The sequence below is a fragment of the Pseudomonas sp. GW821-FHT02B10 genome (genome assembly GCF_059421865.1).
Map to the genome: position 1 here is coordinate 257,692 of NZ_JBWKVU010000010.1, position 16,665 is coordinate 274,356.

Consider the following 16,665-nt stretch of genomic DNA (forward strand, 5'->3'; position numbering starts at 1 on the left):
GCTTTGACTCAGCCGGGCCTAGGCCTCGGCGGTCGACAGGCTGATGTGCTTGTATTCGATGAAATCGTCGATGGCCGCGACGCCGTTCAGGCGGCCCAGGCCGGACTGGCGATAACCGCCTTCCTCGAATTCGTCGTAGACCTTGGCCCAGTCGTTGATCCACACGGTGCCGGCCTGCACCTTGCGCGCCACGCGCAGCGAGCGCTTGGTGTCGCGGGTCCAGATGGCGGCCGCGAGGCCGTATTCGCTGTCGTTGGCCAGGGCCACGGCTTCGGCTTCCGTATCGAAGACTTGCAGGGTCAGCACCGGGCCGAAGGTTTCCTTCTGCACGATATCCAGCTTCGAGTCGCTGACTTGCAGCAGGGTCGGACGGTAGAAGGCGCCGTTGGCCAGCTCGCCTTCGGTGATGGGGCCGCCGCGCACTATGACCTTGGCGCCGGCGGCGATTGCCGCTTCAACCGTTTGATCGACCCGCTGCACGTTGGCCTTGTCGATCAAGGGGCCCATGTCGCTGCGCGGGTCGGACGCCGGGCCGACCCGCACCGCTTGCAGGCGTGCGGCCAGGCGCTCGCGCAGTTGCTCGGCGATGCCGCGCTGCACCAGCAGTCGTGAGCCGGTCATGCAGAACTGCCCGGCGAACACAGTCAGGGCTTTTTCCAGGACCGGCAGGGCGGCGTCGAGGTCGGCGTCGTCGAACACCAGGTGCGGGGTCTTGCCGCCCAGCTCCAGGCCGAAGCGCTTGAGCGACTGCGCGCCCACCGCGGAAATTGCGCGGCCGGTGGCGGAGGAACCGGTGAAGCTGATGACCGGTACCTGGGGCGAGGTGATCAGGCGGCGCGAGCCTTCGCCGCCGGACTCGGTGAACAGGTTGATCACCCCGCGCGGCAGGGAAGGCGCCTCGGACATGACGCTGGCCAGCAGGGCGTTGGTCTGCGCGGTCTGCGCCGGCATCTTGATCACCACCGTGGTGCCGGCGGCCAGGGCCGGTGCCAGCGAGCGCACCATCAACACCACCGGCGAGTTCCACGGCACGATGATGCCGGCCACGCCCATCGGCTCGCGCAGCACGATGGACAGCACGTCGGGGCGCGGGGTACCGCTGTGGCCGCGTTCGGTGCGGGTCAGGGCCGCGTAGTAGCGCAGCTTGGAGGGCACCATGCTGACTTCGAAGCGGGCTTCGGGCTTGATCTTGCCGTTCTCCAGCGCCAGTTGCTCGATCAGCGCCTCGCTATTGCGCTCGAAGGCGGCGGCCAGCTCGTCGAGGACCCGGGCGCGCAACGCGCTGTCGTCGGTCCAGCCACTGTTGAAGGCGCGCACGGCCGCGGCGATGGCCGCATCGGCCTCGGCGGCGCCGCCATCGGCGTAGTGGCCGATGACCCGGGAGGTGGCCGGGTCGATGGAATCGCGGTGTTCGGTCGAATCAACCCAGGCGCCGTCGATCCAGTGTTGGGCAGCGGTGTTTTGCGTGGTCATGGCAGTGTTCTCCACATTAGCTGTAGCGACGCGCGATGTATTCGGCGGTGGCGATGGTGGTGATGTTGGTGGCGACCGAGATGGCGTCCGGGAAGATCGACGCATCGACTACCCGCAGGCCCTGCACGCCGTGGACCCGGCCTTCCAGGTCGACCACCGCGCCGGGGTCGCCGGCAGGGCCCATGGGGGCGGTGGAGGTGGGGTGGTGGTAGGTGTCGAGGGTGGCCAGCATCGACTGCTCGATCTGCGCGTCGCTGGTGGCCTGGGCGCCCGGATTCAGTTCCGAGTGGATCAGGTCCTTGAGCGGCGCGGTCTGGCCGATCTTGCGCGCCAGCCGCACCCCTTCCAGCAGGCGGGCGCGGTCTTCGGCCTGGGCCAGGAAGTTGAGGTCGATCAGCGGCGCCTGGGCCGGGTCGCGGCTGGCCAGTTTCAGGCTGCCCACCGACAGCGGGCGGGTCAGGGCCACGGCGAGGACAAAACCGACCTGGGTCGGGCTCTGGTCGTGGGGGAACAGGTGGGTGGCGGTGATGTGCAGGTCGAGGTCGCCGTTTTTCGCCGTGGAGCTGTGGGTCCAGAGCTTGGCGCCGATGGCCGGGGACTGCTTGCCGATCAGCTCGGGGCGGGCGGCGTAGGCGTTGTAGTAGAAGGGGTGATCCTTGAGCCGCTGGCCGACGGGCAGGGCGGCGATCAGGGGGATCGACAGCGACGCCAGGTGCTCGCGCGGGCCAATGCCCGAGCGCAGCAGGATCGCCGCGCTGCCGTAGGTGCCGGCCGAGAGTATGACTTCGTTCGCATGGATGACTTCGCCGCTGGCCAGGCGCACGCCGGTGGCGCGGCGGCCCTCGAACAGCACCTTGTCCACCAGCACGTCGCCGCGGATCTGCAGGTTGCCGCGGGCTCGCACGGCGTTGTCGAGGTAGGCGATGCCGGTGTTGACCCGCACGCCGTCGACGATGTTCATCGGGTAGGGACCGACACCCTTGGCGTCGGCGCCGTCGAAGTCGTCAATCATGCGGAAACCGTTGGCGACGGTGGCGTCGACGAAGGCCCGCTGCATGGGGCTGATGTCATTGCGGGTCAGCTGGTGCACCGGCAGGGGGCCGTCGTGACCATGTAGCTGGTTGCTGCCGGTGTTGCGTTTTTCCAGCTTCTTGAACGACGGCAGTAATTCTTCATAGGACCAGCCCGGCAGGTTCCAGTTGACCAGGTCCTGCTTGCGGGCGCGGATCGCCACCGCGCCGTTGACCGCCGAGCTGCCGCCCAACACCTTGCCGCGAATCGCGTGGATCGGGTGGCCGATATAGCCGGGCAAGGTCTGGTAGCCCCAGTCGCTGCCGGCATCGCCGCCGACGCTGTCGCTGCTGGCGATGACTTTCGGGTAGTCGCGGGTGCCGTAGACGTGGCCGGCTTCGAGCAGCAGCACGTTGCGCTCGCGGCGTTCGCTCAGGCGCCGGGCCATGACCGCGCCGGCCGAACCGCCACCGATGATCAGCACGTCCACCGGGTTGCCGGCACTGCCGTCGCGCTTGCCGTTGGCGCCTTGCGGGGCTGCCGCGAAAGCGGGGCCGGCGCCCAGCATGGAACCGATGGCCAGGGTCGCCGAGCCGGCGACTGTCTGGGCCAGCAGTTTGCGGCGCGAAGGATTTTCTGGTTGGTGGTGACTCATCGCTCATCTCCCATAGCAGGCGAATGCCTGTCAGATGGAAGCTGAGGCTAAGGTGCGCTCGGGTTGAGCGACAGCCACTGTAAAGTGAACCGCTGGTTCAGTATTGCTTGACCAGGCGGCGGGCCCTGCGCGCTCAGGCGGTGGCGCCGCCCGGCAGCAGCCCGCGAGCGATCAACGCCGCGTCCCAGGGCGCCGGGCGACCGATTTCCTCGCCGAGAAATTGAATCAGCGCCTGGACCTTGGGCGGGGTTTTCAGGGTCTTGAGGTACACCGCCGAGATCTGCCCGCCGGACGGCGCATAGTCGTCCAGCACCGACACCAGCCTGCCGTCGAGCAGGGCGTCGGCGGCCAGGAAGGTTGGCAGGATCGCCAGTCCCAGGCCGGCCAGCGCGCCTTCGAGCAACTGGTGCCCGGAGTCGGTCCGCATGCGCACGCGGACGCGGAACGAGTGCTGCGCGCCGTCCATGGGCAGGCTCCACATGCCGTTGGGTTCGCGGTTGTAGTAGATCAGCCCGTCGTGCCGCTGCAGGTCGCCGGGGTGCTCGGGAGTGCCCTGGCGCGCCAGGTAGTCGGGGCTGGCGCAGATCAGGTGGCGGTTCTCGGTCAGCGGCCGCGCCACCAGGCAGGAGTCGTGGAGGTTGCCCAGGCGGATGGCGACGTCGAAATGGCCATCCTGCAGGTTGGCCACCCGGTCATGGGCTTCCATGTCGACGCACAGTTGCGGGTATTGCAGGGCGAAGCGCGCCAGCAACGGCGCCAGGTAGCGCGGGGTGAAGGCCATCGGCGCCGCCAGGCGCAGGGTGCCGCCGAGGCTGGCCTGGTGGTCCTGCACCGACTCTTCGGCGCGCGCCAGGTCCAGCAGGATGCGTGTGCAATCGGCGTAGAACAGCTGGCCGGCCTCGGTCAGCTTCAGCGGCCGGCCACGGGTCAGCAATACCACGCCCAGGCGCTTTTCCAGCTGCTGCATGCGTTGGCTGACCAGCGACTTGGTGGTCCCCAGGCGTCGCCCGGCTTCGGAAAAACTGGCCGCCTCGACGACCGCGACGAAGGTGCTCATGTCCGAGAATTTATTCACCGCCACTCCTGTTGCCCTGGGTTGAGGAAGCTGAAAAGAAACACGCAGGTTCGCGTGCTGCTCAGGGGCGCCATGAGAAGCCAAGCGCATCGGACAACGCAAGTGGCGAACCGGCCAGAGATGAAGTTGCCACCCGGAGCGACGGACGGGGGGCTGTTGCCGATGGACAGACGCCCGGGCTACCTGGCGTTGCCGAGGTTTGGCGCGGATCGCACGGTTTTCCATGGGCCGGCCACTTCGCGGCTATTCTCTAATTTCAGGTCGATGGCCTAAAAGATCCATGTCCATGCCGATGGCCTGATGTCCTGCTCGCCCGGGTAAAAACGCTTTTCTCAGCCTTGCTGAGCCGTATCGGGTGTTGCTTCGAGGACGGGCCCCTCCAGTTCGAGGGCGGTTAATGGCGCTTTACGGTGATCAGGGACGATGACAGTGAGGGCATGCATGCAGTGGCGGCCATGGATATGAGCGTCGGGTCAACGACCGGAGAAGAGGCGGCGGACTTTTTCGTGCAGACCCTGGAACAGGCCAACGATGCCGTGGTGATCATCGACGATCGCAACCAGGTGGTGTTCTTCAACGCGGCGGCCGAACGTTTCTGGGGCTGTCCACGGTGCGAGGTGCTGGGCAGCGACGTCAGCACGCTGGTGCCGATCCCCATCCGCTCGCGGAACGACGGCGAGACCGGGGTCAACAAGATCATCGGCACCAGCCGCGATGTCTGCATCACGCGCAAGGATGGCGAAGAGCGCTGGGGCGCGATGGCGATCTCGAAAATCACCCTGCAGGGGCGCATTTTGTATGCCGCCTTTTTCAAGGACGTGACCCAGACGCGGCTGAAGGATATCGAGCAGCGCTTGCTGTCGATGTCGGTCAATGCCAGTAGCTCGGCCACCTGCATCGTCGACGCCGACGGCCGGCTGATCTACATCAACGACGGGCTGATGCGCTTGCTGGGGTATTCCCGCGAGGAGTTGCTGGAGCGCTCGCCGCAGATGTTCTTCGTCACCGATACCCCGGGGCAGGTCCAGGCTGACGAGCTGCAACTGGAGAGCATCCTCAGTGGCCAGCCCCATGAAGCCTGCGGCCTGGTCAGCAAGCGCAACGGCCAGCGGCTGTGGGTGCAGGTCTGCTCGGCGCCGGTGTTCGACGCCGGCGGGCGGATCGGCAACATCGTCATCGTGTTCACCGACATCACCCGTTCCAGGCTGCCCGAAGTACTGCAGGACAAGGTCATCGGCGCCTTGTTGCAAGAGCAGCCCCTGGCACGCGTGTTGACGCTGCTGTGCCAGGAAATCGAGCGCCTGGCGCCGGAGGTCATCGTCTCGATCCTCGGCGTGGACCCGCAGGGGTTGCTGCACCCGTTGGCCAGCCCCAGCCTGCCGCTTGATTACGCCAGGAACATGGAGGGGCTGCCGATCGGGCCCGCCGCCGGTTCCTGCGGCACCGCGGCCTTTCGCGGCGAGCCGGTGCTGGTCACCGATATCGACACCGATCCGCTGTGGACCGATTACCGTTTGCTGGCGCAGCAGGCCGGGGTGCGGGCCTGTTGGTCGATCCCGTTGCGCAACAGCGCCGGCAGGGTGTGCGCGACCTTTGCCCTGTACTTTCGCGAGAGCCGCAAGCCCGATACCACCCATGCCCACCTGATCATGACCGGGACCCACCTGTGCATGCTGGCGCTGGAGCGCGAGGAGGCGCGCCAGTCGATCCGCCACATGGCCTTGTCCGATGCCCTGACCGGCTTGCCCAATCGCAGTTCCCTGCTGGCCGAGGCCAACCGCAGCATTGCCGAGGTGGCCCTGGAGCAGGGCGAACTGGCGGTGTTGTATGTCGACCTGGACCGCTTCAAGCAGGTCAACGAGGCCCTGGGGCATGCCTCGGGCGACGAGCTGCTGCAGCTCATGGCGCAACGGCTGCGCAGCGTGCTGCGCGAGTCGGACATCGTCGGCCGGCTGTCGAGCGACGAGTTCGTGCTGGTGCTGCCCCGGATGAACGCTACCCGGGTCACGACCTTTCTCGAACGCCTGATGCCGACCCTGGGCGCCCCGGCCGATATTGCCGGGACCGCCGTGGTGCCTTCGGCCAGTGTCGGCGTCAGCCTGTACCCCAGCGACGGCCAGGATATGGAAAGCCTGCTGCATTGCGCCGATATCGCCATGTACCAGGCCAAGCGTACCGAGCGCGGCGGTTTCAGGTTCTTCCTCGAGGAGATGGACCAGCTCGCCCAGCAGCGCCTGCAGCTGGAGACGGCGCTGCGCCAGGCCCTGACCAGCGACGGCCTGCATCTGGTCTATCAACCGCAGATCGACTTGCACAGCAACGGCCTGGTCGGGGTCGAGGCGCTGGCGCGCTGGGAGCATCCAAGCCTGGGCACTATCCCGCCCGGGCAATTCATCGCGCTGGCCGAGGAGTGCGGGTTGATCAACTACCTCAGCCAGTGGGTGCTGTGCGAGGCCTGCGAGCAACTGGCGCGCTGGCGCCGATCGGGCATCAGGGTGCCGTCCATCTCGGTCAACCTGTCGCCGATCAACTTCCACAACCTCAACCTGGCGGCCCTGATCGCCCGCCAGTTGCAGCGTTGCGGCCTGCAGCCGGCGGACCTGTGCGTGGAGGTCACGGAGGGCGTTTTCCTGTGCAGCAGCCCGACCACCGAACAGACCCTCCAGGACCTGCATACCCTGGGCGTGCGCCTGGCCATCGACAACTTTGGCGCGGGCTATTCCAGCCTGGGCTATCTGCGGCGCTTGCCGATCAATGAGCTGAAGCTGGACCAGAGCTTCGTCGAGGAGCTGGAGCACGACGCCTCCTGCCGCGCCTTGAGCGAGGCGGTCATCGGCATCGGCAAGGGCCTGTCCCTGCGGGTGATCGCCGAGGGCATCGAACACCCCGCGCAGCGCGACATCCTGCAGGCGCGGGGCTATGACGTGGGGCAGGGCCAGCTGTTTTCCTCGCCGTTGCCGGCCCGGGCGTTCGGGCAGTGGTTTGTGGGCTGGCAGAGTTAGGCGGCCGGTCGATGGGGGGCCAGCGCCGCCCTCCAGGCGGACGCGAAGTGGACCGCGACGGGCCTGCGCACGACCCTCTCTTTTCCTTCTTTCCAAGGCCGCTGCGGGCATTGCCCGGGGCCAGGCATGGGCGTGGGCATTCAAACACTCTGTTCTTTAAGTCAAGTTGTTAGTGTGTAGGGATTTTCTGTTTTATGCCGTCGAAAACCAATTAAACCTGACGGTTTGTTAGATGTTTAGTTGTGGCTGTTTAGTGTTTCTGATTATTGGGTTTTGTAACTGTTGGCGTATTCCGTATGGGACTGATGTGATTCGGGAAAATCATTTGTCAGCGGTATTTTTGTGGGCTTTAGTGGGGGTGGAAAAACAATTCGCGAACACTTCCAAACAGCATGATTCAATCATGGGTGGTTTAAATATAATAAGAAGGTAAGCCATGACAGACTCCACAAGAGTGCCGGCTGCGTGCGATACAGCGGGCGACTTTCATAATGAGAAAACCGCCGGCGGACTGAAAAGAACCCTGACGTCCCGGCACCTGAACATGATCGCCATCGGCGGCTGCATCGGTACCGGGCTGTTCGTCGCCTCGGGTTCGACCATTGCCCAGTCCGGGCCGGGCGGAGCGCTGCTGGCCTTTGTGGTCATCGGCGCCATGGTGTTCTTCCTGATGACCAGTCTCGGCGAACTGGCGTCCTGCATGCCGGTCACCGGTTCGTTCTCGACTTATGCCTCGAAGTATGTCGATGAAAGTTTCGGCTTCGCCCTGGGCTGGAACTACTGGTATGCCTGGGCGGTGACCATTGCGGTCGATCTGGTGGCCGCGCAGATCATCATGGCTTATTGGTTTCCGGAGGTGCCGGGGTATATCTGGAGTGCGGGTTTTCTATTGATCATCACCGCACTTAACATGGCCTCGGTGCGCTTGTTCGGTGAGTCCGAATATTGGTTCGCCCTGATTAAAGTCATCACTATCCTGCTGTTTATCACGGTGGGCATTCTGATGTTGTTCGGCATTCTCAGCGGCGGCGAAAATGCCGGCCCCAGGCTCTGGTTGATTGGCGATGCGCCGATTGTCGGCGGCCTGGGGGCCCTGGTCGGGGTGGCGATGATCGTGGGGTTTTCGTTCCAGGGCACCGAGTTCGTCGGCATCGCCGCCGGTGAAACCCGGGACCCCGGGAAAAACGTGCCGCGCGCGGTGCGGCAGATCTTCTGGCGGATCCTGCTGTTCTACGTGCTGACCATCCTGATCATCGGCCTGTTGATTCCTTACAACGACCCGAGCCTGTTGAGGAATGGGGTGTCCGATATCCGTGTCAGCCCCTTCACCCTGATCTTCGAACGGGCCGACATGCTCGGCGCGGCCGTGGTGATGAACGCGGTGATCCTGACCTCGGTGCTGTCCGCCGGGAACTCCGGTATGTACGCCTCCTCGCGGATGCTCTACAGCCTGGCCCTGGAGGGCAAGGCGCCGGCGATCTTCGCCCGTTTGAGCGCATCCGGCACCCCGCGGTGGGCGCTGCTGGCCACGGCCACGGTGGCGGCCCTGTGCTTCCTGACCTTCATCTTCAGCCCGGGGCAGATCTATAACTGGCTGCTCAACACCTCGGGCATGCTCGGCTTTATCGCCTGGCTGGGCATTGCGGTCAGCCACTACCGGTTTCGTCGCGGTTATGTGCGCCAGGGCCATGACCTGGGCAACTTGCCTTATGTGTCGCGGTTCTTTCCGTTCGGGCCGATTTTTGCCTTTGTCCTGTGCCTGTTCGTCACCCTGGGGCAGAACTATCAAGCCCTGCTCGGCGACTCGATCGATTGGGCCGGGCTGACCGCCACCTATATTGGCCTGGTGCTGTTCCTGGCGATCTGGCTGGCGCACAAGCTCATCAGTAGATCCAGGTTTGTCAGGTTCGATGACATGAGCTTTTCGATGATTCGCAACAAGTCCGAGACTTGCCCGCCGCTGGAATCGGCTATGAATGAGAATGCGGGTCTTCCTGTGCGAATGACCCAGGTCGGAGCCAAGTGATGAGTCAGGATTTTCTCGAAAGTTATTACCAGGCCACGGTTGAAAAGACCGCTTATCCGGCGCTCGGCGGCCGGGTGGAGACCCGAGTGTGCATTCTGGGCGGCGGGCTGGCCGGGCTTTCCACGGCGCTGGGTTTGGCCGAACGCGGGGTGACCGACGTGGTGGTGCTGGAGTCCCACACCGTGGGGCACGGCGCCTCGGGGCGCAACGGTGGTTTTGTATTCGGCGGCTACTGCCTGGGCAATGCCGAGCTGCTCAAGACCCTGGGCCGCGAGGAAGCGCGGCGGCTCTACCGGCTGACCATCGACGCGGTCGACCTGATCCGCCAGCGCGTCCGGCAATACGGTATCCAGTGCGAACTGACCGACAGGGGCGTGCTGCTGGCCAACTGGTTCAACGACCCGGCGCGCCTGGAAAAACCTCGGCAACTGATGAAGGAGGTCTACGGCGTCGACTGGCAGTATGTGGCGCCAGGCGAGTTGCGCGAAAAGCTCAAGACCGAGCGCTATTTCGGCGCCTTGTTCGAGAGCAATGCCTTTCACTTCCACCCGCTCAAGTATGTCTATGGCGTGGCGGCGGCTGTCGCCGGCTACGGCATCGATATCCATGAACACTCGGCGGCCCTGGCGATCGAGCGGCAGGGCGGCAAGTACCTGGTCAGGACCGCTGGCGGCGAAGTCCTGGCCGAACAGGTGGTGTTCGCCGCGGGTGGTTACGCCCGTGGGTTGTACCGGCCGGTGGAGCGGGCGACGCTGCCGATTGCCACCTATGTGGTGGCGACCGAGCCCCTGGGCGAGCGTTTGCGGGAAGCGATCGACTGCGAGTCGGCCATTTATGACACCCGCTTTGCCTTCGACTATTACCGCCCGCTGGCGGACAGCCGGATTCTCTGGGGTGGGCGCATCTCCATCCTCAATCGTGGCCCGCAGGCGATCGCCGGCTTGCTCAAAGCCGACCTGATCACGGTCTACCCGCAACTGGCCGACGTCGAGATCGAGTATTCCTGGGGCGGGCTGATGAGCTATGGCCGCCAGCAGATGGCGCAGATCGGTCGGGACGATAACGGCGTGTGGCATGCCGTGGGGTTTGGCGGTCACGGCATGGCGCCGACCACGGTGGCGGGGGAGGTGCTGGCGGATGCCATCGCCAAGGCCATTCCGATTCCCCAGGGGTTCGGCCAGTTCGGCCTGGTGCCCACCTTCGGCCTGGCCGGCCTGGTTGCGGCGCAGGCGACCTACAGCGCCTATCAGGCCCTGGATGCCTACGATGCCCACCGTTTGAACAAATGACCGCCGCTTTTCCCTGGCTGTACAGGCCATGGAGCAATCTCAGCGTTTTCTGGCCCAAACCCCGGAATGAACTTATGCTGGCGGGCAAATCTGTACTCATTGAAAACCCAAGGCGTGACGCGAGGACGTTCCGAGCGTCTACGACTTGAACAAGTGACGCTGCTGCAGCCCGTATTGGCTCTTGGCATATTGAAATTGGGAGATTGTGTATGGTCATCAAACCCCGCGTTCGCGGCTTTATCTGTGTGACGACCCACCCGGTCGGTTGCGAAGCCAACGTCAAGCAACAGATCGACTACGTCACCGAACAAGGCACCATCGACGCTGGGCCAAAGAACGTACTGGTGCTCGGCGCTTCCACCGGCTACGGCCTGGCCGCACGTATCACCGCCGCCTTCGGTTGCGGCGCCAACACCCTGGGTGTGTTCTTCGAGCGCGGCAGCGTTGACGGCAAGCTCGGCACCGCCGGCTGGTACAACACCGCGGCCTTCCACAAGTTCGCCGAAGAAAAAGGCCTGTACGCCAAGAGCATCAATGGCGATGCCTTCTCCGACGAAGTCAAGCGCCAGACCATCGAAACCATCAAGCGCGACCTGGGCAAGATCGACCTGGTGGTCTACAGCCTGGCCGCTCCGCGCCGTACCCACCCGAAAACCGGCGAAGTCCTGAGCTCGACCCTCAAGCCGCTGGGCAAATCGGTGACCCTGCGCGGTGTCGACACCGACAAGGAAATCGTTAAGGAAACCACCCTGCAGCCAGCCACCCAGGAAGAAATCGACGGCACCGTGGCCGTGATGGGCGGCGAAGACTGGCAGATGTGGATCGACGCGCTGCACGAAGCCGGCGTCCTGGCCGAAGGCGCGAAGACCACCGCCTTCACCTACCTGGGCGAGAAGCTGACCCACGACATCTACTGGAACGGTTCCATCGGCGAAGCCAAGAAGGACCTGGACCAGAAAGTCATCGGCATCCGCAAGGAACTGTCGGACCTGGGCGGCGACGCGCGGGTATCGGTGCTCAAGGCTGTGGTGACCCAGGCCAGCTCGGCGATCCCGATCATGCCGCTGTACCTGTCGCTGCTGTTCAAGGTCATGAAAGAGCAGGGCAGTCACGAAGGTTGCATCGAACAGGTCTACGGTCTGTACAAGGACAGCCTGTACAACCCGAACCCGATCATCGACCAGGAAGGCCGCCTGCGTGCCGACTACAAGGAACTGGAACCTGCCGTCCAGGACCGTGTGAAGCAGCTGTGGGATGAAGTCACCAGCGAAAACCTCTACCAGCTGACCGACTTCACCGGCTACAAGCAGGAATTCCTGCGCCTGTTCGGTTTCGAGATCGACGGCGTCGACTATGAAGCCGATGTCGATCCGGACGTGAAGATCGCCAACCTGATCCAGGTGTAAGCGAACTTAACGCGTCATCGCCAACGCCCCTCCCATGAGGGGCGTTGTCGTTTCTGCGTCAGGCGGTTTTCACGTTCATGGTGATGCGCGCGCTGAAGACCTTGAGGTCTTCCTCATCGTAGATTTCCACCGCGACAATCTTGTCGCCGCTGCTGCTCCAGTCCACCGCGCCGCCATCGGCCACCGCGCGCACCGAAGTCTTGGCCTTGGCCAGGTATTCCACGGTCATGCCCTTGGGAATCCAGCGCGCGCCGGCCGGGATCGACACGTCGGTCATCACCCCGGCCGCCAGTTCGGCGGCGTTGCACAGGGCGATGGCGTGCACCGTGCCCAGGTGGTTGGTGATCTCCTTGCGAAACGGCACCTGCACCACCGAACGTCCCGCGCTCAGCTCGGCGATCAACGGATTGATGGTGCTGAAGTAGGGGGCCATCTGGCAGGCCATCTGAGTGAATTTTTCCGGGCCGGCGGCGCTGAACATGCTGAGAACCTGACTCATGGTGATGCCTCGTAGCGGGATTGTTTTTGGGATTTACAGAATAATATTCTGTAAAAGAACAATATTCGGCTTTCGCGAAATATGTCAAGCTGGCGCAACCATTCACTGAGGCGTGCGCGCCTTGTTCCCTGGACCTTGGTTTTGTGATGGGCAATGGACACGATCGATCTGCTTGAACGCTGCTACCCCGGCCGCAGGGCCGAACTCAAACGCGACATCCTCCGCCGAGCCCTGGCGTGCTTCAACGAACAGGGCATCGAAGCCACCACCATCGAAATGATCCGCGCGGCCTGCGATACCAGTGTCGGTGCGATCTATCACCACTTCGGTAACAAGGAAGGGTTGGTGGCCGCGCTGTTTTTCGCCGCGCTGGACGATCAGGCCGGCCTGCGCGAGCGCTACATGAGCGACGCCCAGACCCTGGAGCAGGGCGTGCAGGCGCTGGTGCACAGCTATGTGGATTGGGTCGATGCCCAGCCCGAATGGGCGCGGTTCCAGTTCCAGGCGCGGTATGCGGTCGCCAAGGGCCCGTTCGCCGAAGAGCTGGTCAACCGCAACAAACTACGCAACCGCCAGTTACGCGAATGGCTGACAGCCCACACCCGGGCCGACGAGTTACCGCCAATACCGGCCGAGTTGCTGCCGTCGCTGATCGTCGGGCAGGCGGAAAACTACTGCCGCGCCTGGTTGTCCGGCCGGGTCCAGAGCAGCCCGAGCAGCTATCGCCAGGAACTGGCCGAGGCTGCCTGGCGCTCGATCGGCACCCATCAGTGACGAGTTGAACGACACCCCATTGCCAAGAGGGAAGACCATGCAAGCCGCACCCGTGCGCATCACCGCCGAGGAGATGCTCTCCGACAACTGGTACCTGCTGAAGAAATACAGCTTCGACCTGCAGCGCCGCGACGGCAGCTGGCAGGCGCAGACCCGCGAGGTCTACGACCGCGGCAATGGCGCCACCATCCTGCTGTACAACCGCGAGCGGCGCACGGTGCTGCTGATCCGCCAGTTCCGCATGCCGACCTACGTCAACGACCACAGCGGCTACCTGATCGAGACCGCCGCCGGCCTGCTGGACAATGCCAGCCCGGAGGAGCGCATCCGCCTGGAAGCCGAAGAGGAAACCGGCTACCGCGTCGGCGCGGTCGAGAAGGTCTATGAAGCCTTCATGAGCCCCGGCTCGGTCACCGAGCGCATCCACTTTTTCATCGGCGAATACTCCCCCGACGACCGTATCGGCGACGGTGGCGGCCTGGAGGAAGAGGGCGAGGACATCGAGGTGCTGGAGCTGGGTTACCAGCAGGCGCTGGACATGGTGCGCAGCGGCGAGATCGTCGACGGCAAGACCATCATGCTCCTGCAATACCTGGAACTGCGCCTGATTCCGCCGCGCCGCCTGACGATCCTGGTGGCCGCGCCTCGGTACTCGGCCACCGACGATGCGGCGGCGCTGGCGCAGCAGGTCGCCAGCCTGGATGACTGGGCCGCGCAGTTGTTCGAGGCCGGGCACAGCCCCGTGTTCGGCCAGTGGCTGGGGTTGGCGGCGGACGCTTCGAGCGCTGCCGACGAGTTCCAGGCGCGTGCGCGGCAGCAGTTGCAACGTTGCGACGCGCTGCTGCGGATCGGCGGGGCCTGCGCCCGTGCCGATGCCCTGGTCGCCATGGGTGAGCGCCTGGGCTTGCCGGTCTACCGTTCGCTGCAGGACATCCCGCGTTGCACTTCGGCCAGTTGAGCCAGCGCTCAACTGGCCGGCTGACCGACGGCCTTGTATCGGAGTGTGTATCGGCCCGCTGCTGATACACCTGCTTGTTCTGGCGCCGGTTGCGCACACAACCCGGATACACCCCGAGGATTAACTACGCCCACCCGCCAGCACCGAGCTTCTCGGTGTCGGTGGCGGGAACCGTTAATCAATCCATCGAAGGGGTATCAGCATGTTCAAACTCTCCAATGTTTCCAACGTCGCGCTCGGCCTGGCGCTGGTCGGCGGCCTGGGCCTGTCCACCGCCGCTTCGGCGCTGAGCATGACCGAGCTGTCCCAGGGCTACACCCTGGCCGCGGCCGACGGGGTCAAGACCCCGGCCGAAGGCAAGTGCGGCGAAGACAAGTTCGCCAAGACCGACACTAACCACGACGGCAAGGTCTCCCGCGAGGAGTTCATCGCCGCCGCCCCCGAGCGCGCCGCCGAGTTCGACAAGATCGACGCCAACCACGATGGCGCCATCAGCCTGAGCGAAGCCAAGCAGTACCTGGCAGCCAAGGCCGGTTCGGCCGAAGGCAAATGTGGCGAAGGCAAGTGCGGCGCGGCGATCGAGTCCTGATCGACGGTGGCGGGGGGCACCCGGGTGCCCCCCGGTTTTTTCCGGGGCAACCAGGAGACTGGCCCATGCAACCCTCTCACAGCGTGTTATCTGCCCAGGCTCCGCGGCTGCCCGTTTCGGCAACCGTGGGGCTTGGCTTGCGTCGTGCCTTGCTCGACTCATTGCATACGGCGCCAGCGGGCGCTTTTGACTTTCTGGAACTGGCGCCGGAAAACTGGATCGGCATCGGCGGTGCCCATGGCGCCGCGTTACGCGCCCTGGCCGAGCGTTACCCGCTGACCTGCCACGGGCTGTCGTTGTCCCTCGGCGGCCCGGCACCGCTGGACCTGGGGTTCCTGCGGGAAGTGCGGCAGTTTCTCGAGCGTTTTAATGTGCCGCTGTACAGCGAACACCTGAGCTACTGCGGCGACGACGGGCACCTCTACGACCTGCTGCCGCTGCCGTTCACCGAAGAGGCGGTGCGCCATGTCGCGGCGCGCATCCGCCAGGCCCAGGAGGTGCTGGGTCGGCGCCTGGCGGTGGAGAATGTCTCGTACTACGCTGCGCCGCGCCAGGACATGGACGAGCTGGCCTTCACCAACGCGGTGCTGGCCGAAGCCGATTGCGACCTGTTGCTGGACGTCAACAACCTCTACGTCAACTCGGTGAACCACGGGTTCGAGCCCCAGGCCTTTCTTGCCGGCCTGCCGCCCGAGCGGGTGGTGGCGATGCATGTGGCCGGGCATTACGACGAGTCGGAAAGCCTGAAAATTGATACCCACGGCGCGCCGGTCAAACCGGTGGTCTGGGGGCTGCTGGCGCGGGCCTATGAGTTGTTCGGCGTGCAGGCGACGCTACTGGAACGGGACTTCAACTTCCCGCCATTCGCCGAGCTGCTGGGCGAGCTGGACAGCATCCGCCAATTGCAGGCCAGCGCCTGTCAGGCCCAGGGGAGGCTGGCCCATGGATAAGCCGATGATCGCCTTCGACGCCCAGCAACAGGCCCTGACCGCCTACCTGCGCGACCCCGAGCACCGGACGCCGCCCGCCGGGATGGACCGCGCGCGGGTGGAGATTTACCGCGAGCTGGTGTTCGACAACCTGCAGTCGTTGCTCAGCGGTACTTTTCCGGTGCTGCGTTCGGTGCTCGGCGAGACGGGCTGGCGCCGGCTGCTGCGGGTTTTCCTGCGCGAGCACCGTTGCGCCACGCCAAAGTTCGGCGAGATCGCCGGCGAGTTCGTGGCCTGGATGGCTTCCACGCCCGCCGGTTTGCAGGACGGCAGTTGGCCGGCCTTCATGGTCGAACTGAGCCATTACGAGTGGATCGAAATGGCCCTGCAACAGACCGAGGCCGAACCGCTGCCGGCCAGCGACCCGCGACGGCTGCTGACCCAGCCCTTGCGCCTGTCGTCCCTGGCCTGGCCGCTGGCCTACGCTTGGCCGGTGCAGCGCCTGGGCCCGACCTGGCGTCCCAGCGAGCCCGGGGAAGCACCTACCTTGTTGCTGATCTGCCGCGATGCCGGCTACCGCGTGCGCTTCTGCGAACTCAGCCCGCTGGCCTGGCGCCTGCTGGAGCGTATCGAGGCGTTCCCCCAACTCCACGGTCGCGACCAGTTGCAAGGCCTGGCCCTGGAAGCGGGCATCGACGACCTCGACACCTTTCTCGCCAATGGCCAGAGCCTGCTGCGACAGATGCACGGCCAGGGCGTTATTGGCCCTGTGTAGCCGCTGGCGCAGCCTGCGATCGGCGGCGTAGCCGTCGTAAAACCTGATTGCACGTTGTCCCTGGCACACCGCGTTGCCCGGGTTTGCGTCTGCTGCGCAGCCGATCGCAGGCTGCGGGGATATGCGGCTGTTATCGAACGTTCCCTGTGCAGAAACACCAAAGCCGCAGCGCAAGCTGCGGCTGTTTTGCAGCAATCGGCGGTG

General features: G+C 64.8%; 13 protein-coding genes. 9 read left to right on the forward strand and 4 right to left on the reverse strand.

All coding sequences use genetic code 11. From position 1 onward, the window contains the following. Positions 1–18: 18 nt before the first annotated feature. The 3 genes from AC07VU_RS21705 to AC07VU_RS21715 all read right to left on the reverse strand — a co-directional run bounded on the left by AC07VU_RS21705 (position 19) and on the right by AC07VU_RS21715 (position 4,214). Positions 19–1,473 carry an aldehyde dehydrogenase family protein gene (locus AC07VU_RS21705; protein WP_495030455.1) on the reverse strand — a complete coding sequence of 485 codons (1,455 nt, stop codon included), beginning with the start codon at positions 1,471–1,473 and terminating at the stop codon, positions 19–21. Positions 1,474–1,489: 16 nt separating this feature from the next. Next, the gene (locus tag AC07VU_RS21710) at positions 1,490–3,139 is read right to left on the reverse strand and encodes a GMC family oxidoreductase (RefSeq protein ID WP_495030456.1); all 1,650 of its coding nucleotides are present in this window, start codon (positions 3,137–3,139) and stop codon (positions 1,490–1,492) included. A 133-nt stretch (positions 3,140–3,272) separates the two neighbouring features. Then, entirely contained in the window at positions 3,273–4,214 is a 942-nt protein-coding gene (locus AC07VU_RS21715) for a LysR family transcriptional regulator (protein ID WP_495030457.1), read from the reverse strand. Between the two features lie 410 nt (positions 4,215–4,624). Between AC07VU_RS21715 and AC07VU_RS21720 the strand changes: the two genes are divergently transcribed. The 4 genes from AC07VU_RS21720 to fabV all read left to right on the forward strand — a co-directional run bounded on the left by AC07VU_RS21720 (position 4,625) and on the right by fabV (position 11,937). Next, positions 4,625–7,216: an EAL domain-containing protein gene (locus tag AC07VU_RS21720; RefSeq protein ID WP_495030458.1), complete on the forward strand. Its 2,592-nt coding sequence runs from the start codon at positions 4,625–4,627 to the stop codon at positions 7,214–7,216. Positions 7,217–7,652: 436 nt separating this feature from the next. Beyond that, a complete protein-coding gene (locus AC07VU_RS21725) occupies positions 7,653–9,242 on the forward strand; it encodes an amino acid permease (protein ID WP_495030459.1) in 1,590 nt (529 codons plus the stop codon). Further along, the gene (locus tag AC07VU_RS21730; RefSeq protein ID WP_495030460.1) at positions 9,242–10,531 is read left to right on the forward strand and encodes an NAD(P)/FAD-dependent oxidoreductase; all 1,290 of its coding nucleotides are present in this window, start codon (positions 9,242–9,244) and stop codon (positions 10,529–10,531) included. Before AC07VU_RS21725 ends, AC07VU_RS21730 begins: the two co-directional genes overlap by 1 nt. A 209-nt stretch (positions 10,532–10,740) precedes the next feature. Then, a complete protein-coding gene (gene fabV, locus AC07VU_RS21735) occupies positions 10,741–11,937 on the forward strand; it encodes an enoyl-ACP reductase FabV (protein ID WP_007921004.1) in 1,197 nt (398 codons plus the stop codon). Between the two features lie 58 nt (positions 11,938–11,995). Here fabV and AC07VU_RS21740 read toward each other — a convergent pair whose 3' ends face one another. Continuing rightward, entirely contained in the window at positions 11,996–12,436 is a 441-nt protein-coding gene (locus AC07VU_RS21740) for a hotdog fold domain-containing protein (protein WP_053260882.1), read from the reverse strand. A 153-nt stretch (positions 12,437–12,589) separates the two neighbouring features. On the opposite strand from AC07VU_RS21740, the gene AC07VU_RS21745 reads away from it, so the two are divergent. From AC07VU_RS21745 to AC07VU_RS21765, 5 genes are all read left to right on the forward strand, one after another. Beyond that, positions 12,590–13,210 carry a TetR/AcrR family transcriptional regulator gene (locus tag AC07VU_RS21745; protein ID WP_053260883.1) on the forward strand — a complete coding sequence of 207 codons (621 nt, stop codon included), beginning with the start codon at positions 12,590–12,592 and terminating at the stop codon, positions 13,208–13,210. Positions 13,211–13,247: 37 nt separating this feature from the next. Next, positions 13,248–14,168, forward strand: coding sequence for a GDP-mannose pyrophosphatase NudK (gene nudK, locus AC07VU_RS21750; protein ID WP_495030461.1), 921 nt, complete (start codon positions 13,248–13,250; stop codon positions 14,166–14,168). A 202-nt stretch (positions 14,169–14,370) separates the two neighbouring features. Next, positions 14,371–14,757: an EF-hand domain-containing protein gene (locus AC07VU_RS21755; protein WP_101337749.1), complete on the forward strand. Its 387-nt coding sequence runs from the start codon at positions 14,371–14,373 to the stop codon at positions 14,755–14,757. 65 nt (positions 14,758–14,822) lie between these two features. Beyond that, positions 14,823–15,707 carry an HvfB family MNIO-type RiPP peptide maturase gene (locus AC07VU_RS21760; RefSeq protein WP_274306624.1) on the forward strand — a complete coding sequence of 295 codons (885 nt, stop codon included), beginning with the start codon at positions 14,823–14,825 and terminating at the stop codon, positions 15,705–15,707. After that, positions 15,700–16,461 (forward strand): HvfC family RiPP maturation protein, encoded by a 762-nt coding sequence (locus AC07VU_RS21765; protein WP_495030462.1) that lies wholly within the window; start codon positions 15,700–15,702, stop codon positions 16,459–16,461. Before AC07VU_RS21760 ends, AC07VU_RS21765 begins: the two co-directional genes overlap by 8 nt. Positions 16,462–16,665 lie beyond the last annotated feature (204 nt).